The 20,045-nt window shown below is 46.7% G+C and carries 21 protein-coding genes, 2 tRNA genes and 1 pseudogene; 13 read left to right on the top strand and 11 right to left on the bottom strand.

Annotation, left to right across the window (positions count from 1 at the left end; all coding sequences use genetic code 11):
* Window positions 1-79: 79 nt before the first annotated feature.
* The 11 genes and pseudogenes from C2757_RS02330 to C2757_RS02280 all read left to right on the top strand — a co-directional run bounded on the left by C2757_RS02330 (window position 80) and on the right by C2757_RS02280 (window position 10,495).
* Window positions 80-457, top strand: a complete 378-nt coding sequence (locus C2757_RS02330) for an Mth938-like domain-containing protein (RefSeq protein WP_215375637.1) — start codon at window positions 80-82, stop codon at window positions 455-457.
* Complete coding sequence (locus tag C2757_RS02325) at window positions 457-2,166, top strand: glycosyltransferase family 39 protein (RefSeq protein ID WP_215375634.1); 1,710 nt, start codon at window positions 457-459, stop codon at window positions 2,164-2,166. The genes C2757_RS02330 and C2757_RS02325 overlap by 1 nt, the downstream gene beginning before the upstream one ends.
* 15 nt (window positions 2,167-2,181) lie before the next feature.
* The gene (locus tag C2757_RS02320) at window positions 2,182-3,345 is read left to right on the top strand and encodes a DegT/DnrJ/EryC1/StrS aminotransferase family protein (RefSeq protein WP_215375631.1); all 1,164 of its coding nucleotides are present in this window, start codon (window positions 2,182-2,184) and stop codon (window positions 3,343-3,345) included.
* A gap of 50 nt (window positions 3,346-3,395) precedes the next feature.
* Window positions 3,396-4,358 (top strand): glycosyltransferase, encoded by a 963-nt coding sequence (locus C2757_RS02315; RefSeq protein WP_215375628.1) that lies wholly within the window; start codon window positions 3,396-3,398, stop codon window positions 4,356-4,358.
* Entirely contained in the window at window positions 4,359-5,228 is an 870-nt protein-coding gene (locus C2757_RS02310; RefSeq protein ID WP_215375625.1) for a formyltransferase, read from the top strand.
* Window positions 5,229-5,266: 38 nt separating this feature from the next.
* Complete coding sequence (locus C2757_RS02305) at window positions 5,267-6,313, top strand: bifunctional UDP-4-keto-pentose/UDP-xylose synthase (RefSeq protein WP_215375622.1); 1,047 nt, start codon at window positions 5,267-5,269, stop codon at window positions 6,311-6,313.
* 12 nt (window positions 6,314-6,325) lie between these two features.
* Entirely contained in the window at window positions 6,326-7,243 is a 918-nt protein-coding gene (locus C2757_RS02300) for a polysaccharide deacetylase family protein (protein ID WP_215375619.1), read from the top strand.
* Between the two features lie 37 nt (window positions 7,244-7,280).
* Window positions 7,281-7,748: a peroxiredoxin gene (locus C2757_RS02295; protein ID WP_215375616.1), complete on the top strand. Its 468-nt coding sequence runs from the start codon at window positions 7,281-7,283 to the stop codon at window positions 7,746-7,748.
* A 232-nt stretch (window positions 7,749-7,980) separates the two neighbouring features.
* A complete protein-coding gene (locus C2757_RS02290) occupies window positions 7,981-9,627 on the top strand; it encodes a PhoH family protein (RefSeq protein ID WP_215375613.1) in 1,647 nt (548 codons plus the stop codon).
* Window positions 9,628-9,751: 124 nt separating this feature from the next.
* A pseudogene (locus C2757_RS02285) lies at window positions 9,752-10,135 on the top strand (C40 family peptidase); the annotation flags it as partial.
* A gap of 93 nt (window positions 10,136-10,228) precedes the next feature.
* Window positions 10,229-10,495 carry a hypothetical protein gene (locus C2757_RS02280; RefSeq protein ID WP_215375607.1) on the top strand — a complete coding sequence of 89 codons (267 nt, stop codon included), beginning with the start codon at window positions 10,229-10,231 and terminating at the stop codon, window positions 10,493-10,495.
* Between the two features lie 90 nt (window positions 10,496-10,585).
* Here C2757_RS02280 and dnaB read toward each other — a convergent pair whose 3' ends face one another.
* The 6 genes from dnaB to C2757_RS02250 all read right to left on the bottom strand — a co-directional run bounded on the left by dnaB (window position 10,586) and on the right by C2757_RS02250 (window position 14,707).
* Window positions 10,586-12,025, bottom strand: a complete 1,440-nt coding sequence (gene dnaB / locus C2757_RS02275; protein ID WP_371817025.1) for a replicative DNA helicase — start codon at window positions 12,023-12,025, stop codon at window positions 10,586-10,588.
* A 24-nt stretch (window positions 12,026-12,049) separates the two neighbouring features.
* Window positions 12,050-12,502, bottom strand: a complete 453-nt coding sequence (rplI, locus tag C2757_RS02270) for a 50S ribosomal protein L9 (protein WP_215375604.1) — start codon at window positions 12,500-12,502, stop codon at window positions 12,050-12,052.
* 13 nt (window positions 12,503-12,515) lie between these two features.
* Complete coding sequence (rpsR, locus tag C2757_RS02265) at window positions 12,516-12,788, bottom strand: 30S ribosomal protein S18 (RefSeq protein ID WP_028819198.1); 273 nt, start codon at window positions 12,786-12,788, stop codon at window positions 12,516-12,518.
* Between the two features lie 13 nt (window positions 12,789-12,801).
* The gene (gene priB, locus C2757_RS02260; protein ID WP_215375601.1) at window positions 12,802-13,095 is read right to left on the bottom strand and encodes a primosomal replication protein N; all 294 of its coding nucleotides are present in this window, start codon (window positions 13,093-13,095) and stop codon (window positions 12,802-12,804) included.
* 59 nt (window positions 13,096-13,154) lie between these two features.
* The gene (rpsF, locus tag C2757_RS02255; RefSeq protein ID WP_215375598.1) at window positions 13,155-13,529 is read right to left on the bottom strand and encodes a 30S ribosomal protein S6; all 375 of its coding nucleotides are present in this window, start codon (window positions 13,527-13,529) and stop codon (window positions 13,155-13,157) included.
* 134 nt (window positions 13,530-13,663) lie between these two features.
* The gene (locus C2757_RS02250) at window positions 13,664-14,707 is read right to left on the bottom strand and encodes an asparaginase (RefSeq protein ID WP_215375595.1); all 1,044 of its coding nucleotides are present in this window, start codon (window positions 14,705-14,707) and stop codon (window positions 13,664-13,666) included.
* 63 nt (window positions 14,708-14,770) lie between these two features.
* Here C2757_RS02250 and lexA point away from each other — a divergent pair, with 63 nt between their 5' ends.
* Complete coding sequence (gene lexA / locus C2757_RS02245; RefSeq protein ID WP_215375593.1) at window positions 14,771-15,490, top strand: transcriptional repressor LexA; 720 nt, start codon at window positions 14,771-14,773, stop codon at window positions 15,488-15,490.
* Window positions 15,491-15,550: 60 nt separating this feature from the next.
* Here the strand turns inward: lexA and C2757_RS02240 are convergent, their stop codons facing one another.
* The 5 genes from C2757_RS02240 to uvrC form a co-directional block, all read right to left on the bottom strand.
* A complete protein-coding gene (locus C2757_RS02240; RefSeq protein WP_215375590.1) occupies window positions 15,551-16,012 on the bottom strand; it encodes a hypothetical protein in 462 nt (153 codons plus the stop codon).
* Between the two features lie 85 nt (window positions 16,013-16,097).
* Window positions 16,098-16,171, bottom strand: a tRNA-Cys gene (locus C2757_RS02235).
* Between the two features lie 48 nt (window positions 16,172-16,219).
* Window positions 16,220-16,295 (bottom strand) — tRNA-Gly (locus C2757_RS02230).
* 116 nt (window positions 16,296-16,411) lie between these two features.
* Window positions 16,412-16,987: a CDP-diacylglycerol--glycerol-3-phosphate 3-phosphatidyltransferase gene (pgsA, locus tag C2757_RS02225; protein WP_215375587.1), complete on the bottom strand. Its 576-nt coding sequence runs from the start codon at window positions 16,985-16,987 to the stop codon at window positions 16,412-16,414.
* Between the two features lie 33 nt (window positions 16,988-17,020).
* Entirely contained in the window at window positions 17,021-18,955 is a 1,935-nt protein-coding gene (gene uvrC, locus C2757_RS02220) for an excinuclease ABC subunit UvrC (RefSeq protein WP_215375584.1), read from the bottom strand.
* Here uvrC and earP point away from each other — a divergent pair.
* The gene (earP, locus tag C2757_RS02215) at window positions 18,954-20,024 is read left to right on the top strand and encodes an elongation factor P maturation arginine rhamnosyltransferase EarP (protein WP_215375581.1); all 1,071 of its coding nucleotides are present in this window, start codon (window positions 18,954-18,956) and stop codon (window positions 20,022-20,024) included. The two genes, uvrC and earP, sit on opposite strands and share 2 nt — an antisense overlap.
* The last annotated feature ends 21 nt before the right edge of the window (window positions 20,025-20,045 follow it).

The following is a 20,045-nucleotide window of genomic DNA, read 5'->3' as shown; positions in this document are numbered from 1 at the left end:
AATAAATTTAAGGGTAAGTTCTTGAAATCTTGGAAAAAACAGCTAGCTATAATCCACATAATTATGACAGAGAGTCCACTTGAAGCTTCAATCTGACCCCTATTCCGGAGCAAATACGATCACCGGCTACGGGGATGGTTACGTCGAAATCAACCGGACGCCCTATGCCCATGCTGTCTTATTGAGCTCTGACGGGGCAATCAATGAGTGGCCTGTGCAGTCATTTGACACTCTAGAAGCAGACCATTTTGCACAAATGGTTGTCCTCAAGCCCGAATTGATCCTGATTGGAACTGGGCGGAAACAGCGCTTTCCCAAACCAGAACTCTTAAAAGCCCTCATTTCAGCAAAAATTGGCTTTGAAATCATGGATTCTCAAGCCGCTTGCCGCACCTACAACATTTTGGTTGGCGAAGGACGCCAAGTACTGCTGGCTTTAATTGTGGAGCCCATTTAATGCAATTTGGGCAAATTCGACAATCATCCGCTTTGCACCCAGGCAAAATTTTATTGCTCGTCATTATTTATGGCTTGCTCTGGTTTGGCACACTGAACTACCGCCACCTCATTCCATCCGATGAGGGACGCTATGCTGAAATTGCGCGCGAGATGTTGGTTACGGGTGATTGGATTACACCCCGTTACAACGGCTATAAATATTTTGAGAAACCGCCCCTGCAAATGTGGGCGACCGCAGCAGCATTTCAAGTGTTTGGCATTGGTGATTGGCAAGCGCGCTTATGGACCGGACTCACCGGCTTCCTGACGATTTTGTTGATTGGCTTTACAGGCGCACGCATCTATAGTGCGAGAGCTGGATGGTTAGCAGCTGTAGTGCTTGCATCCAGCCCTATGTGGGTGATTAGCGGTCACTTCAATTCTTTGGACATGGGTCTATCGTCCCTTTTGGTCGCCGCACTGTGCAGCGTTCTATTGGCACAAACCTCGCCCAACACACTACATCGTCGCAATTGGATGTGGGTCTGTTGGATCCTGATGGGGCTTGCCACGCTTTCCAAGGGATTGATTGGTGCAGCCATTCCAGCAATGGTGTTTATTGCTTATTCTGTGAGCGCATGGGATTGGAAAATTTGGACGCGTATTCGTTTATTCAGTGGCATCGTTTTGTTTTTAGCGGTCACTGCGCCCTGGTTTATCTTGGTAGCACAGCGCAATCCTGAATTTTTAGAGTTCTTCTTCATCCATGAGCATTTACAACGCTTCACTCAGGATGCACACAGCAGAACAGGCCCAATTTATTATTTTGTCCCACTACTAATCATTGGTTTATTGCCTTGGGTATTGCAAATTCCTGGAGCAATTGCGCAAGCGTGGTCTGAGCGCAAACATGACATCACCAAATTCTCCAGCGGTCGACTCTTAACTTGTTGGTTTGTGGTGATTTTTGTTTTCTTTAGCGTCTCACACTCAAAGCTGCCGGGCTACATCATTCCTATTTTTCCTGCCCTTGCATTATTGATCGGCAATCGACTAGATCGTTTATTGGGCTTTACCAATTCCATGGGATTACCTTGGAAATTACAAACCCTGGGTTTTGCAACCCTCGGTTGCATTGGCTTTCTCTTTTTATCTGACATCGGCAAACAAGCAAGGCCTGATGAAATTGAAGCTTATGCGCAATATACCTATTGGGTCATTGCAGCACTCATTGCACTCATCAGTTTTAGTCTGTTTGCGGCACTTCAATCCAAGCGCAATGGTCTACAAAGTATTGTGAGCTTTGCTGGTGGATTCTTTCTCTGCGCCATCATTGCAGGAACTGGTCATGAAAGCTTAGGTCGTGCGGTTTCTGGTATTGATCTTGCTAACCGAGTAAAAGCATCCATTCCAGAAAAAGTGAACTTCTATTCTGTACGGCTGTTAGATCACACGGTGCCGTTTTATCTTGGTAGAACCATGATCATGGTTGAATCTCCAGATGAACTGGAGTTTGGCGTCAATCAAGAGCCAGAGCTCTGGATGCCAAGCCTAGATGCCTTCATCATTCGCTGGAAAGAAGACCCTACAGCGTATGCCTTAATGGTTCCTGAGCAGTATGTCGCACTTCAGGAGCTAAATCTGCCCATGCAAGAAGTAGATCGAGACTCTCGCAGGGTGATCGTGAAACACCCCGACACATCCAACCTGGCAAACGGTCCGCAGTAAAGTAATATAAGACCCATGTCCACCAGTCCTGCATTCATCCCCTTTACGCGCCCAAGCTTCAATCAAGAAACGATTGATGCAGTTGCAGAAGTATTGCGTTCTGGCTGGGTAACTTCTGGACCAAAACTGGCCGAGTTTGAAGCAACACTGAGTGAATATTTTGGTGGTCGTCCAGTACGCTGCTTTGCGAATGGCACAGCGACTATGAAGATTGCATTACAAGTTGCTGGTATTGGTGTAGGTGATGAAGTGATTACCACCCCAATTTCTTGGGTAGCAACTTCCAATGTTATCTTGAGCGTTGGTGCAAAACCGGTCTTTATTGATATTGATCCACATACACGCAATATTGATCTCAATAAAGTAGCGGCAGCGATCACACCAAAAACACGAGCGATCATGCCAGTCTATCTTGCAGGTCTACCAGTCAATATGGATCAGCTCTATTCAATTGCTAAACAACATAATCTGCGCGTGATTGAAGATGCCGCTCAAGCCTTTGGTTCACAATGGCAAGGCAAGAAGATTGGCAGCTTCGGAGATCTCGTGAGCTTTAGCTTTCAAGCCAATAAGAACCTCACCACTGTCGAGGGCGGTTGCCTGGTTTTCAATAATGATGATGAAGCCAAGCTAGCTGAAAAATTCCGCCTCCAAGGCCTAACCCGTCAGGGTATGGATGGTATGGACGTTGATGTATTAGGTGGTAAAGATAATCTCACCGATGTGAATGCGGTGATTGGCTTGCAACAGCTGAAACAATTACCTGCGTATCAAGCACGTCGCGCTGCATTAGCGCGCCAATACTTCGATGCGATCCGTGCTGAACTGAAGTCTGCTGGATTAGAAACTCTCAAAATAGAACTCCCAGTGGAAAACTTTACTGAGAGCAATTGGCATATGTTTCAAGTGGTCCTGCCACTTGATGAGCTCAATGTTGATCGTGCTCAAGTCATGACTGAATTGAAAGAATTGGGCATTGGTACTGGGGTGCACTACCCAGCAATCACCAGCTTTACTTTATATAAAGAGTTGGGCTACAAGACAAGTGATACCCCTAATGCTCAGCGCATCGGGCGCTCTATTTTGACTCTCCCACTCTTCCCAGGCATGGCAGATGCAGACATCACTCGCATTGCCAGCGAACTAGTGGGAATCCTCAAGAAACACCGTAAAAACTAGTCATATTCAGTTTTAAGGGTTTGAAACCCAGAATCAGGCAAAATTGCGCCATGACTGCTAATTTAGTTGCCAATCCAAAGCTCAGCGTTGTTATCCCCGTATATAACGAGGAAGATGGTCTTCAAGCCCTCTTTGATCGCCTCTACCCAGCCTTAGATGCCCTGGCTGGCAAACACCAACTTTCTTACGAAATCGTTTTTGTAAACGACGGCAGTAAAGATCGCTCAGCAGGGATTTTGGCTAAGCAAGTTGAATTGCGCCCTGATGTCACTCGCGCCGTCTTATTTCATAGCAACTTTGGTCAACATATGGCCATCATGGCGGGCTTTGAATACGCCAAGGGTGAATACATCATTACCCTAGATGCTGACTTACAAAATCCCCCTGAAGAAATTGATGCTCTCGCAAATCAATTAATCAAGGGTCATGATTATGTTGGCACGATTCGTGCAGATCGTCGCGATAGCTTTTTCAGAAAATTTGCTTCACGTTTGATGAATCGTCTACGTGAAAGAATTACGCGTATCACCATGACTGACCAAGGATGCATGTTGCGTGGTTACAGCCGTCGGATTGTTGACCTCGTTCGACAATGTGATGAGAACAACACCTTTATTCCGGCGCTAGCTTATACCTTTGCTGCGAACCCTACCGAAATCACCGTCAAGCATGAAGAGCGCTTTGCTGGTGAGTCGAAGTACAGCCTATACCAACTCATTCGTTTGAACTTTGATTTGGTCACTGGCTTTTCGATCATGCCTTTGCAGATTTTCTCCATCCTCGGCATGTTGCTCTCACTCGCTGCTGGTAGCTTGTTTGTGTACCTCTTGGTCCGCCGCTTCCTTCTAGGCGCTGAGGTTGAAGGTGTCTTTACCCTCTTTGCCCTAACCTTCTTTCTCATTGGCGTGATGCTCTTTGGGCTTGGCTTGCTGGGTGAATATATTGGTCGCATCTACCAGCAAATCCGTAATCGTCCACGTTATGTGGTGCAAACTGTTTTAGAGAAAAAATAATTGCACGCAGTCGTTTTCGCTTATCACGATGTTGGTGTCAATTGCCTCAAGGCACTTCTCAATGCAGGTATTCAGGTTGATCTAGTAGTCACTCACCAGGATGATCCTAATGAGAATGTGTGGTTCGGTAGCGTAGCAAAACTCTGCGAAGAAAAAAATATTCCTTGCATCACTTCAAGTGCAAGTAAATTAAATGATTTAATTCCTAAGCTGCAAGCACTATCACCGGATTACATTTTTTCTTTCTACTATCGACACATGATCCCTGCGCAGATTTTGGCGTGCGCCAAGATTGCTGCATTGAATATGCACGGCTCGCTACTACCAAAGTACCGTGGCCGCGCACCAGTGAATTGGGCGATTCTGAATGGCGAATCCGAAACTGGTGCCACCTTACACATCATGGAAGCAAAACCAGATGCCGGCGATATTGTTGGTCAAGTTGCAGTGACTATTGGTGCCGATGAAACCGCCACCGAGGTTTTCGGCAAAGTCAGCCAAGCGGCGGTAAAAGTGATTGAAGCAGTTCTTCCCAGCCTGATTGCTGGGAAAGTACCCCGTAAGCCTAATGAGCTCAAAAAAGGTAGTTATTTTGGCGGCAGAAAGCCTGCCGACGGGCAAATTCATTGGAATCAAACTGCTGCGCAGGTTCACAACCTGGTCAGGGCGGTTGCGCCCCCTTATCCAGGTGCGTTTACAGAATATGCAGGCAAAACCATGATTGTGGCCAAAACGAGTCTCAATCAGCCTATTCCTGAGCATCTCAATCTTGGGGTTTGTGGCATCCAAGTGGTTGATAATCAGGTATTCGGCATCTGCGGGGACCGCCAGGTAGTAGAAATTTTGGAATGGTTTCCGGCAAGCAAATAAGCATGAAATACAAATTAGATTAAAACGAGGCAGTAACAATGAAAAAAGTACTCATTCTTGGTGTGAACGGTTTTATTGGTCACCATCTCTCAAAACGCATTCTGGAGACAACCGATTGGGATGTCTACGGCATGGATATGCAAAATGACCGTCTCGGTGATTTGATTAACCATCCGCGCATGCATTTTTTTGAAGGCGACATCACCATTAATAAAGAATGGGTGGAGTATCACATCCGTAAATGCGATGTCATCTTGCCCTTAGTGGCAATTGCCACTCCCGCAACCTATGTACAACAACCATTGAAAGTATTCGAGCTAGACTTCGAGGCGAACTTGCCAATCGTCCGCTCTGCTGTGAAATATAAAAAGCATTTGGTATTTCCATCAACCTCCGAGGTTTATGGCATGTGCGAGGACAGTGAATTTGATCCTGCCAAATCCAATATGGTCTATGGCCCCATCAATAAACCACGTTGGATCTACGCTTGCTCCAAGCAGCTCATGGATCGTGTGATTTGGGGTTATGGCATGGAAGGCCTGCGCTTTACTCTGTTCCGTCCATTTAACTGGATTGGCCCTGGTCTAGATAGTATCTACACACCAAAAGAAGGTTCATCCCGCGTAGTGACTCAGTTCTTAGGTCATATTGTGCGTGGCGAGCCTATCAACCTTGTTGATGGTGGTGCGCAGAAGCGCGCCTTCACTTATGTGGATGATGGTATCGATGCATTGATGCGCATCATTGATAACAAAGATGGCGTGGCTAACGGCAAGATTTACAACATCGGCAATCCAAAAAATAATCACTCAGTACGTGAACTTGCTAATCAAATGTTAGAGATTGCTCGCAGTATTCCTGAATACGCCAAGACCGCAAATGAAGTTAAGATTGTTGAAACAACATCAGGCGCGTATTACGGTGAAGGTTATCAAGATGTGCAAAACCGTGTTCCAGCGATTGATAACACGATGAGTGAATTAGCTTGGAAGCCAACTACTTCGATGACAGATGCCCTCAAGAATATTTTTGAAGCTTATCGTCAAGACGTAGAAAAAGCCCGCTCTTTAGTCGATACAGAATAAGTACAGGGGTTCATGGCAAAGATTGCTCTCAAGGTTGATGTTGATACCTTACGTGGCACCAAAGAAGGTGTCCCAAATCTAGCCCGCACACTCAAGCGCTTTGGCCTGAAGGCTACCTTCTTGTTTAGCCTGGGTCCCGACCATACTGGTTGGGCCTTAAAGCGGGTCTTCCGCCCAGGCTTTCTGAAAAAAGTGAGCCGTACTTCTGTCGTTGAGCACTACGGCATTAAAACCCTCCTCTATGGTGTCCTCCTACCAGGTCCAGATATTGGCAAACAAGCTACTGCAGAAATGCGTGCAATTGACCAAGCCGGTCATGAAACTGGTATTCATACTTGGGACCATGTAGCTTGGCAAGACGCAGTGCGCGATCAAGACTCCGCATGGACCAAAGCAATGATGCAAAAAAGTTGGGATCGCTTCGTTGAAATTTTTGGTCATGTGCCAGTAACTTATGGTGCTGCTGGCTGGCAAATGAACGAAGTAGCATTTGAACAACTGGATCAATGGGGTATCGCCTACTCATCCGATGGCAGGGCTGAACCCAATCTCATGCCGTATCGATTGGCGCTACCTGCAGGCAAAGCAAGGCATGTGCAATATCCCACGACCTTACCCACTTTTGATGAACTCATTGGGATCAATGGCGCAGATGAATTCGGCGCAGTCAAAAAACTCTTAGAGATCACGCAAAGCAACCCCAATGATCAGGTTTTCACCTTACATGCTGAACTAGAGGGGCAAAAGCTATTGCCAGCCTTTGAACGGCTCTTAGCTGGATGGCTAGCTCAAGGCCATGATCTAGTGACTATGGGTGAACTGCATAAATCCTGGGAAGCGACCAAGCAACTCGATAAAATAGCCGTGTTACCCGTCACCTGGGGTGAAATACCAAACCGCAGTGGCGAGCTGATTATTCAGAATCACTAATTTAGACTTACTTAGTAGCAAATAACAAAGGATCATCATGACAGTAGCTATCGGTCAATCCATGCCAGAGTGCGCCATTCCTGCAACATCAGGACTGACTTTTTCTCCCGCATCCGCTAAAGGCAAAAAATTGGTGCTGTACTTTTACCCTAAAGATATGACTCCAGGTTGCACTGCTGAGTCAGGTGAGTTTCGTGACAATATTGAGGCATTTACTAAAGCCAATACTTTGATCGTTGGCGTATCACGCGATAGCCTCAAGTCTCATGATAATTTTCGCAGCAAATTAGAGCTGCCATTTGAACTGGTTGCCGATACTGAAGAAAAGCTTTGCCAACTCTTTGGTGTCATGAAAATGAAAAATATGTACGGCAAACAGGTCCGTGGAGTCGAGCGTAGCACCTTCCTTTTTGACTCCTCTGGCAAGCTCGTAAAAGAGTGGCGTGGACTTAAAGTTCCTGGTCATGTGACAGAGGTATTACAAGCGGCCCAGGCTACCAAGTAATTTTTACAACAATTTGTTCCGAGGTGCTTGCAAACCCTAAAATTTGGGGTAAAGTAATTCATATGCACCGTAAACGACGGGAAAGTCTGACAAGCCGTTTGAATCAGAAACCTGAATATTTCAGAACAGGTTCGGGGAATAACCCCCTCCGTTTTTTAGAAATCATTGCAACCAGTTTCGTAATAAACCGCCAATGCACTCCGCATGGCGGTTTTTTCTTTTAGGAGAGTCCATGCCATTGCCACCCATCCCAACTCAAATTGCTGATCAAGTAAAACTCAGTCGCAAAGACACTCCAGATTTGAAGAAACGTCCCGCCCCAGCAAAACCAGTAGTGATGGAAACTTCCGATTGGACTAATGATGTGGCAGAAGATTTATCTGCAGCTGAAGTAGCCTTGGAAAAAATTAAGGCGGATCGTAGTCCCGCTCGCCATGAGCATAAGGCTGCCGCACCAGCTAAGCCTAAACGCGTTGTGCGCACTGGACCCCCAAGTTTGTTCGTCCTCGATACCAACGTGTTGATGCATGATCCTAGTTCATTGTTCCGCTTCTCTGAACATGATCTGTATTTACCGATGACCACTCTTGAGGAATTAGACAACCACAAGAAAGGGATGACTGAGGTTGCACGTAATGCTCGTACAGTCAGCAGATCTTTAGATCAGTTGATTGCCGGTACTAGTGGCACATTAGATGATGGCATTCCCCTAAACAAGCTTGGTAACCAAGATGTTTCTGGTCGCCTCTTCTTCCAAACCAAACTCGCCACTCAAGCCTTGCCCGAGGGACTCCCAGAGGGCAAAGGTGACAACATGATTTTGGCCGTAGTGAGCGAGTTACAAAAAACTCGCAATGGTCAAGAAGTGGTATTGGTATCGAAAGATATCAATATGCGTATTAAAGCGCGTGCACTTGGTCTACCTGCTGAAGATTACTTCAATGACCAAGTATTAGAAGATCGTGACTTGATGTACTCCGGAGTGATGGCTTTATCTGCTGACTTCTGGCCTAAGCATGGCAAAGATATGGAAAGTTGGGCTGACTCTAAGTCTGGCACGATGTATTACCGAGTTACTGGTCCCGCAGTACCGAGCATGCTAGTCAATCAATTTGTGTATCAAGAAAATCCGGATGGCTCCACTCCCTTCTATGCCCATGTTAGGGAGATCAACGGCAAAACGGCTCTCCTGCAAACGCTCAGAGACTTTTCTCATCAGAAAAACAATGTCTGGAGCGTAACTGCACGTAATCGTGAACAGAACTTCGCCATGAACTTGCTCATGAACCCAGATGTGGATTTTGTGACCCTTTTAGGTCAAGCAGGTACTGGTAAAACCTTGTTAGCGCTGGCTGCAGGTCTAGAACAAGTGCTGGATAGTAAACGCTATAACGAGATCATCATTACTCGAGCAACCGTTCCAGTAGGCGAGGACATTGGTTTCTTACCGGGCACCGAAGAAGAAAAAATGCAGCCATGGATGGGCGCATTCGATGACAACTTAGAAGTGCTCCAGCGCAATGACGATGCTGGCGAATGGGGTCGCGCTGCAACTCAAGAACTCATTCGTTCGCGCATCAAGGTCAAGAGCATGAACTTTATGCGCGGCAGAACCTTTGTGAGTAAGTTCGTCATTATTGATGAAGCGCAAAACTTAACGCCAAAGCAAATGAAAACGCTCGTTACCCGTGCGGGTCCTGGAACAAAGATTGTTTGCCTAGGAAACATTGCGCAGATCGATACTCCTTACTTAACTGAAGGCTCATCTGGTCTTACCTATGTCGTGGACCGCTTCAAAGGTTGGCGCCATGGTGGGCATGTGACTCTGGCACGCGGTGAACGTTCACGTCTTGCGGATCATGCTGCTGACGCACTCTAAGCAAACCCTCTCATGCCGCACTCTCATAGGGTGCGGCATTTTTATTTGTACTCTGCTGGTACTCAGTGGCTGTAGTGTTTTTCGGGGTAACTCAGGTCCGTCAAAAGTTGCTCAATTTAAACAAGACACCAGCGTTGGTACCGAAGATATTTCGATTGCGGCTGTGGGCTTGGTGGATGTGCCCTACCGTTATGGTGGCAATACCCCAAAAGGTGGCTTTGATTGCAGTGGGCTCATCGTCTACGTTTACAACAAAGCAGCGGGCATTAAGTTGCCTCGCACGATTCAACTGATGAGCAGCCAAGGCAGAAGCATTGAAGGTCAAGCTCCAGCACCAGGAGACCTCGTATTTTTCAACACCACTGGTGAAAAATATTCCCATGCAGGGATTTATGTGGGTCAAGGAAGATTTGTACATGCCCCGAGCGCAGGTGGCACGGTTCGCCTTGATTACATCACCTCACCTTACTGGGCCGCTAAATTTACTGAGGCTAGACGTATAGCCCCCTAATATCGATTACCCTATATTCACAAACAATTGAATATTGATTAGAGTGTTTAAGTAGCCATTCAACGCAGTCTTTTACTAAAAGGGAGCAATATGAAGAACATCATCATCGCATTGAGTGTTGTATTGAGTTTCGCATTTCCGAGTTTTGCATTTGCTGATAAGGCTGCGTGTGAAGCCAAGGCAGTTAGTCACGACGGCAAGCCACTCTATGGCGCAGCAAAGGATGCCTCCATCAAAAAATGTATGGGTGATGCCAAGCCCGATGATTGCGAAGTAAAAGCTGTGAGCAAGGATGGCAAGCCTTTATATGGTGCTGCCAAAGCTGCCTCGATCAAGAAGTGTGAAGGCGGCAAGTAAAGCGATTTAAAATTTTTGTCCTTCGATGAAAAAAGCCTCGCATTGCGAGGCTTTTTATTTCTTACTGTAGTTTTATTTAGTCGCAGGAATTTAAAACGGCTCGTAACCACCTGAAGAATAACCAATAGACCCCATCGCCAGATTATCAAACTTGGTATATGGGCCTTGCCAGCTAAGACGTACTGTACCGATTGGGCCGTTACGTTGCTTACCGATGATGATCTCTGCCATCCCTTTATCGGTAGTCGTGTCTGGGTGATATACCTCATCACGATAGATGAACATAATCAAGTCAGCATCTTGCTCGATAGCGCCTGACTCACGCAGATCAGACATGATTGGGCGTTTATTGGGGCGCTGCTCAAGGCCGCGATTTAACTGTGAGAGTGCCACTACTGGGCATTGCAATTCTTTTGCGAGGGATTTGAGTGAGCGAGAGATTTCAGAAATCTCAGTGGCACGATTTTCAGAACCAGAACCACTCATCAACTGTAAGTAATCAATCACTACTAGACCTAAAGTGCCGCCAAAGTTTCTGGCAATTCTACGGGCACGGGCACGTAACTCTAAACTGGATAAAGAGCCAGTCTCATCAATCAAAATTTGGGTATTACTTAAACGAGCGATTGCATCAGTAACACGTGGCCACTCATCATCTTGCAACTTACCGGTACGCATACGGCTTTGATCAACGCGCCCTACTGAACCCAGTAAACGGGAAGCCAATTGCTCTCCGGACATTTCCATCGAAAACACTACAACCGGTAAGCCTTCAGCCAAGGCAACGTTCTCGGCAATGTTCAGTGCGAAAGCCGTTTTTCCCATCGAGGGTCTTCCAGCAACAATTACGAGGTCGCCTTTTTGCAGGCCGCTAGTTTGCTTATCTAAATCAATAAAGCCAGTAGCTATACCCGTAATGTCGCTACCACCTTGGCGGTTATACAACTCATCGATACGAGCAACTACTGTTCTTAGAAGTGGTTCGATTTCAAGGTAATCCGCTTTGCGACTACCCTCTTCACCGATTTGCAAAATACGAGATTCAGCCTCATCCAACAGCGTTCTTACTGAACGACCCTCTGGTACAAAAGCAGAATTAACAATGTTGTCTGAAACTTCAATTAAACGACGCAGAATACTGCGGTCACGAACGATGTCGCCGTAGCCTTTGATATTTGCAGCGCTAGGTGTGTTTTGCGCCAGAGAATTTAGGTAGTCAACACTGACTAAGTCGCCACCCTGTTCAGATTTAATTGCATCATGAACCGTAATGACGTCAGCGGGATGATTGTCACCAACCAAACGGGCAATGACCTTATAGATCAAAGCATGCTCAGGACGATAGAAATCTTTATCCGTTAACACGCCACCGAGACGATCCCAGGCGGTGTTATCGATCAGTAGACCGCCGAGCAGTGATTGCTCGGCTTCTACAGAGTGTGGTGGGACTTTTAAAGCCTGCACGACTGCATCCCCAGGACCCATCATGCCGGGATTTGGCATCAGGGAACGAGAACGAGATTCAGCCATGAGGCTAATTTACAGACCTAAAACTTACGCTTGCTCGCCAACTACACGAATCGTGATGTCAGCCACTACATCGGTATGAACAGCAACCGCTACAGGGTGATCACCAACCATCTTCAATGGGCCGGTAGGCATACGAACAGAAGCTTTCTCAATCATGAAACCTTTGGCTTTCAACGCATCAGCGATATCGTGATTGGTTACGGAACCAAACAAACGACCGTCAACACCTGCTTTTTGACCAATTTCAAGAACCAGGTCTTTGAGCTTTATGCCAACTGCTTCAGCTGCAGCCAATTTCTCAGCAGCCAATTTTTCCAACTCAGCACGACGCAGCGCAAAATCAGCAATAGCTGCTTCAGTAGCACGACGGGCTTTGCGTTGTGGGATTAAGAAATTACGAGCGAAACCGTCTTTAACGCGTACAACGTCGCCGAGGTTGCCCAAGTTTGTTACTTTTTCTAAAAGAATGATTTGCATTGAGGGCTCCCAATTATTTCTTGTGTTGATCGGAGAATGGCAATAAAGCCAAGAAACGAGCACGCTTAATAGCAGTGTCTAACTGACGCTGATATTTTGCTTTTGTGCCTGTTAAACGCGCAGGAGTGATCTTGGCGTTCTCGCCAATGAAGTCCTTCAATGTGTCTACATCCTTGTAATCGATTTGCTCAACGCCACCAACTGTGAAACGGCAATAACGTTTACGCTTGAACAATGGGTTCTGAGCTGGTTTCTTTTTGAAATCGGGTTTCTTTCCAAACGCCATGATGATTTCCTCTTTAATTTTTCAATTGAATGTGGTTAATATGGAAAACGAGTCTTTGATTACGTAGAGTCTTCGGGGCTAAGAATCCTTCAAACACTGCCTCAGTTCCTAAATCCATTTGCTCTAGATCCTTTTGTATGGGACCGATTGCAATGGCTTCAACGCTCATCAAGATTTTCCTTGCCACTCCTACCTCGTTTGCTTGACCGCTATGTTCTAGCTGGCAATGCATCACCGGTATTCCTGCTGGTGTAAATCGAATCGCGTCTTTAGATACCAAGATTGCAGTGAGGGTGAAATGATTCAACGCCGCTCCGCTTCTCTGATACGTTTTCTAGTCCGTGTATTCCTCTTCAAATTTCTAACTTATTCCGCTGCTACAGGAGCTTCGGATTGAGCTGATTTGCGCGCCTCTTCACGTTGCACTTCTTTCATCATGATGGAAGGCTCTACTTCAGCTTTCTTAGTCTTGATGATGAGGTGACGCAAAACAGCATCGTTAAATTTGAACGCATGCTCGAGCTCTTCCAGAGTTTTCTGGTCGCACTCAATGTTCATGCAAACGTAGTGGGCTTTAGCAAGCTTGTCGATCATGTAAGCCATCTGACGACGACCCCAGTCTTCCATACGATGGATTTTGCCGCCCGCAGCTGCTAATGTAGCTTTGTAGCGATCGATCATCGCAGGCACTTGCTCGCTTTGGTCCGGATGGACGATAAAGACGATTTCATAATGACGCATCTAACACTCCTTAAGGATAAAGTCACCTGGGCGTCTTGCTAACTTCCGATGGTTTTAAAGTTAGCGCCAGTGTGACAAGGTAGTAACAAATTGTAGGTATTACGTACAACACTTTAAAAACTGCTTTTCAGCACTTACCTAAAATCAGGCAAGACCACCATTCTAGCAAAAAAATCCTGCCAAGTCAGGGATTTATCGACATTTGCAGCATTTAATGCGAGTTGAAGCGCAATTCGCGCCCGAGGGGCAGAAAGGCTGTCTGCTGCCAAACCAAACTCAGCATCACCCATGACCATACCCGCGCCTGTGCGTGAAGTTCTCACTAAAGCCAAACCTTTGGCTGCGGCGCGCTTTAAGGGTTCGCTCCAGGCCTGATGCAGGCCGCCAAGACCTGTCCCCGCCAACACTAGACCCTGAACCTCAGAATGGATTAAAAATTCCATCATTTCAGGTCTAGCGCCTGCATGACTGGTCAAAATTTCCACCCAAGGCCACTGTTGTGGAATTGGTAAATCCTCGCCGCAGGCAGCCTCAACAGCCTTTAGCCTAGATAACCAAGAAGGGTTGATCAGGCCAATAGGGCTTGATGGGGAATCCATTAAAGGGGCATTGAGTGCCGAAGTGTGGCGTTTTGCCAAATCTCGAGCCAGACAAACCTTGCCGGCAAAGACCGCAAATATCCCACCAGGACAATTTTCTGGAGCAGTTGAGGCCCATTTCAAGGCATCCAATAGGTTTATGGGTCCGTCAGCCTGGGGTGCATTTGCCGGGAGCATGGCGCCCGTAAAAACCACTCTTTTGCCAAATTTTTCAGCAAGTTTGCCGCAAGTTGCTGATAAGAAAAAACCTGCTTCCTCAACGGTATCGCTTCCATGGGTGATCACAATGCCCTGCACTGCTGGATCCCTCAGTGCCTCCCTAACAGTTAGGCCCAATAGGGTTAGCAGCTCTTCACTTAAGTCGCGGCTATCGATATTCGCTATCTGGCGAGAAACCAGTTTCACCCTCTCTGGAATAGCCTGTTTAACCTTTTCTAAGAGGGCCTCCACCCCCAACTCTCCCGCCTGGTAAATACTTGGATTCAACTCCGGGTTTAGCGCCAAACCTGCAATCGTGCCGCCCATCCCCAAGATCAAAATGTGCGGAGATTTTTCGACTGGAGCTGAGCTTGGATTCATCCTTCCATTATCCCCCCAGCAAAAGTGCTTGAAATATCAAATAGTGCTGTATACAATCCCAGTATGGACATAAATACAGTCGATTTTCCAGAGGAGCTGACTGCCCTCCCCAAACTCACTTCCCGTCAAAGTGAGATTTTGGAATTAATTACGAAGGCCATCGATGAGAGCGGCTCTCCACCCACGCGCGCAGAAATTGCTGCCCAACTGGGATTTGCATCTGCTAACGCTGCTGAAGAGCACCTCCGCGCCTTAGCGAAAAAAGGTTATATCGAATTAACACCTGGTACCTCTCGTGGCATTCGCATTCCACAACGTTTCAACCAAACACACCACACCAATCAATATCGCCAGATGTCATTGCCATCTGGCGCCCTACAACAACTTACGCTGCCATTAATTGGTCGAGTTGCAGCTGGCTCACCCATCATGGCAGTTGAGCATGTTGAAAAACATGTACCAATTGATCCAAGTTTATTTAGTAAAGGTGCTGATTACTTATTAAAAGTAAAAGGCATGAGCATGCGCGATGCCGGTATTTTGGATGGTGATTATTTAGCCGTTAGAAAAACGACTGAAGTGCGCAATGGTGATATCGTGGTTGCACGTTTAGATGACGAAGTCACTGTGAAGCGTTGGCAGCAAAAGAAAACCGCCAATGGCATGGTGATTGAACTGCAAGCAGAAAATCCCGACTTCAAAAACATTTTGGTTGATTCCAGTCAGCCCAACTTTGCGATTGAAGGTCAAGCAGTAGGCCTCATAAGGGCTGAAGGCTTATAAGCAAACCGCTTAAAGCAAAAGGCCTCCACTGGAGGCCTTTTTCATTAGTTCGCCACTACATTACTTCCGGGTAGGTGCCACCACATTGGCATTCTTAGGTGACGAAGTAATAGTGATGATCGTTTTAGGTCCAGTGAATGGGCCTTCATTGAGCTCGACGGTCGCCGTGCGATCACCTTTTGTGAAAACTAAAATACTTGTTTTCGATTTCACGGCACTCACGGTAGTCCAACCAGCTCTTGGATATTCTGATTGGAAAAATGCATAAATATCGGTTGGTGTTTGTACACCCGACAACACTACGCGACCCACCCAGTTATCGCCACGACCAATTATTAAAGAATCTGAGCCCATCATTTTTGAGGCGGCTGGCAGAGGCATATCTCCTAAGAGCTGAGCTTGTGTTTCTTGAACTTCAGCAGGAGTGCCTGTGGCAGAGTCACCGGAGCTTGCGCATGCGCCTAACAAAGCGGATAAGAACAATGCTAATGCGCTGACTTTAAAGGTATGAATTTTAATCATGTTTCGCTTTTGAATAGTGGACGCTACCAACTGATCTGACTGAAAGTATTTTAGGGGATGCCCCCATTTCGTCAAGCGAAATTACTGGAGGCGCGTGAGGGAATCGAACCCCCGTACGAAGCTTTGCAGGCTCCTGCCTAACCACTCGGCCAACGCGCCAGTATCCGAATCAAAAATGGGAAGCTTTTGAGGGCTTCCCATCGAACTTGGAGCGGGAAAGGAGGTTCGAACTCCCGACCTATACCTTGGCAAGGTATCGCTCTACCAGCTGAGCTATTCCCGCATAACAGGGCAGTAGTTTAGCAAACAATCGCGAAGAAAGCATTATTCCCGCTGGAAACCAAAAATCCGCCCATTGAAATCTACCGCTCATCCCCATCCTGCAGGGGTTTAGAAGTATTAGTCGATTTTGCCGGCCAACTGAGGCAAGGCTTTTTTCATGTAATAGAACATCGACCAAAGCGTTAAAAAGCAAGCCACCCAAATCAACCATGTACCAATTCTGGCGCAATCCAACCATCCGAACAAAGTATCGTTCAGCAGCAGAAATGGAATCGCAATGAGTTGAGCAGTGGTTTTCAATTTACCCACCATATGTACCGCTACGCTTTTACCTGCACCCAATAAAGCCATCCACTCTCGTAATGCCGAAATCGTAATTTCGCGGCCAATAATAATCAGCGCCACCCAAACTTGTACACGGTCCATATTGAGTAGCACCAAGAGCGCTGCCGCCACAATCAATTTGTCTGCAACAGGATCCAAGAACTGACCAAACGCTGATTCCTGCTGCATGCGGCGCGCCAGAAATCCATCTAACCAATCTGTCACTGCGGCAAAAATAAAAATAATCGTTGCTAAAAGATTTTTCTCAAAAGGAGTGAACCAAGTATTGGGAAAGTAGAAAACGGCGACCAGCAAGGGTATTGCTGCAACACGCAACCAAGTTAAGGCAATGGGGATATTGAATGGCATGGAATAAGCATAAACCAAGTGGAGGTGAATAATTTAGTGGAGTTGACGATAAATTTGTTCAGCCAAAGTCAGTGAGACCCCCTCAACACTGGCAATCTCCTCAATACTGGCATTGGCAACCCCTTTTAGGCCTCCAAAACGGGCTAGAAGTTTTTGACGTCGTTTGGCACCAATTCCTTCAATCTCCTCTAAACGAGAGACTGTTCTAGCTTTGGCACGCTTAGCACGCATACCAGTAATGGCAAATCTGTGAGCCTCATCCCGAATTTGTGCCACTAACAACAATGCAGCGCTATCAATGCCCAACTCTAATGCGGGGCGCCCATCAGCAAAGATCAAAGTTTCTAAGCCCACTTTACGACCCTCGCCTTTAGCAACACCAACAATCAGGCCGACATCCATACCAAATTCTGAAAGAACTTGCCTGGCCATCTCGACTTGACCTTTGCCGCCATCAATCAAAATTACTTGTGGAATTTTATCAAGTGGCAGTTCTTGGAAGTTTGCATAGCGCCTTTGTAAGACTTGGCGCATCGCCGCATAATCATCACCAGGTGTAATGTCGTTAATATTAAAGCGACGATACTCACTGGATTGCATAGCGTTCTTTGCATAAACTACACAAGAAGCTTGCGTTGCTTCACCAGAGGTATGACTAATGTCGAAACATTCAATACGCAAGTGTTCGAGACTTTCTAAATCAAGCGCCAGAATGTCTGCCAAAGCGCGTGCTCTTGCTAATTGGCCGCCTGTCTCTACTAAGCGCTTGGTTAATGCAAGTTTGGCATTGCCTTCAGCCATTGCCAGCCAATGGCGCCTTTGCCCTTGAGGCTGATGTAGGAAGGTAATTTTTCTGCCAGCCTGCGCGTTGAGCAACTCATGCAGATCTTCAGGGGGTGCATCGCTCAGCTTTGAGACATCATCACTAATAGACTGTAGTGGATGATTTAACACCAATACTGGCGGAATTAAATTCGTTGTTGCGCGAGATGAGGCATCGGTGGCAATTTCTTCTGCAGTCTCCTCTAAATAATGTTGCGCAATAAAGGCTTCTAAAATTTCTGGCGGAGATGGTAATTCACCAGAGGTGGTTCGGAGCCCCTTTGGGAAATAAGCCCGATCCCCTAAGTGACGACCGCCACGAATCATGGCGAGATTGACACAAACCATACCTTCCATTTGTGCAACCGCAATCACATCAACATCGCCCTCACCTTCAGCAACCGTATCCATAGACTGCTGCTGCAACACACTCGAAAGGTCTGCAATGCGATCACGGAGCACTGCAGCCATTTCAAATTCCATCGCTTCACTGTGAATGTGCATTTCTTTTTCAAGCTCAGATAAAACCCGACTATGGTCACCCTCCAGAAAACGGGTCGCTTGGGCTACATCCTGACCATACTGCTGGGCACTAAGACGCCCAACACACGGGGCGCTACAGCGATGAATTTGATGCAATAGACAAGGGCGGCTACGGTTCTTAAAGACAGAGTCCTCGCAAGTTCGCAAACGAAATACTTTTTGCAGAATTTGCACACTATTGCGTACTGCCCAAGAATTCGGAAAGGGGCCAAAGTAATGATTACGCTTATCGACTTTGCCACGATATGACGCTAGCCTTGGAAATGGATGACCAGTCAACATCACATAGGGATAGGACTTATCATCCCTAAAGAGAATGTTGAATGGCGGAGCCAACTCTTTAATGAGATTGTTCTCTAGAATGAGGGCTTCGGTTTCAGTCCGTGTTACTGTGGTTTCATAACGGGCGATTTTGCCCACCATGAGCGCTATTCGTGGTGAAAGCTGTTTGCTTTGAAAATAACTGGAGACCCGTTTTTTGAGATGACGTGCTTTGCCAACATACAGAATCTGCCCTGCTTCATCAAAGAAGCGATATACCCCCGGCAATCCGGGTAGCCGTTTAACGTCCTGCTGAAGGTTTTCAAAAGAAGAATTGCTCATGCGTTGGGATATTTTCTGCCAAATCGTAGACAACTATGGTGATGCTGGTATTTGTTGGCGTCTGGCCCGAAGCTTATCCAGCATTCATGGCCAAGAAGTCCGTATTTTCTGCGATGACTTGCCAACCCTTAATTTACTCGCTTCTGGCAGCGATGAAGCTCTGGGGCACAAAATCGATATTCAGCCATGGGAAGCAAGCTATAGCAACGCACGCCACCCAATTCAAACTCCAGATGTGGTTATTGAAGCATTTGGCTGTGATTTACCAGAACGCTATCTTGCAGGGCTCTTTATTGCCTCCGTCAAACCCATCATCATCAATCTTGAGTATTTGAGTGCAGAGCCTTGGGTCGCTGAATTTCATGGCAAGGCATCCCCGCAATCGCACGGCATTCCAAAGTATTTTTTCTTTCCAGGCTTTCAAGATGGCGTTGGAGGTTTGCTACTAGACCCTATACCTTCTGAGGGGGGTGTAGTTGCCCACCAAATCCCAAAGAGCCTAAAAGAGATCTGGCTCAAACTGCGCCCCAAAGCAAAACGCATCAGTATTTTTTGCTATCCAGGCGCACCCTTGCACAAATGGCTTGAGGACCTAGCTAGCCTTGGGGAAAACATTGATGTCTTACTGACCCATGGCCATGCTGAACTCTTAAATCTCTATGGCGAGAAAGCTATTGATTTACCTTCAAACATACAACTCTTATCCATGCCCTTTGTGTCTCAAGATGAATATGACTGGGTGTTATCGCAGTGTGACTTCAATATCGTCAGAGGCGAAGATTCATTCATCCGCGCTCAGCTTGCTGGTAAACCATTCATTTGGCATATCTACCCCCAAGAAGATCGTGCACATGAAGTGAAATTAGCGGCCTTTTTAGACCTATACCTAGAAAACGCTAGCCAAGAAATGAGATTGGCCACCATTGCTGCAATGACCTGGGCAATGCCTAGCGAATGGTTTAAGTCTCTCAATGACTGGAATGGCCATGCCAAAGCCTGGCGTACCCATCTACTGACAAAACAGGGGGATGGCGGCTTGCCTGCACGCCTACTGCGCTTTATAGCCTAGGCCCTGCAATAAAGGCGTGCG

It is taken from the genome of Polynucleobacter sp. MWH-Svant-W18, assembly GCF_018687495.1.
In the GTDB taxonomy this organism is placed as follows: domain Bacteria; phylum Pseudomonadota; class Gammaproteobacteria; order Burkholderiales; family Burkholderiaceae; genus Polynucleobacter.
Note: the sequence above shows the minus strand (reverse complement) of the source record. Positions and strands in the feature narration are given on the sequence as shown.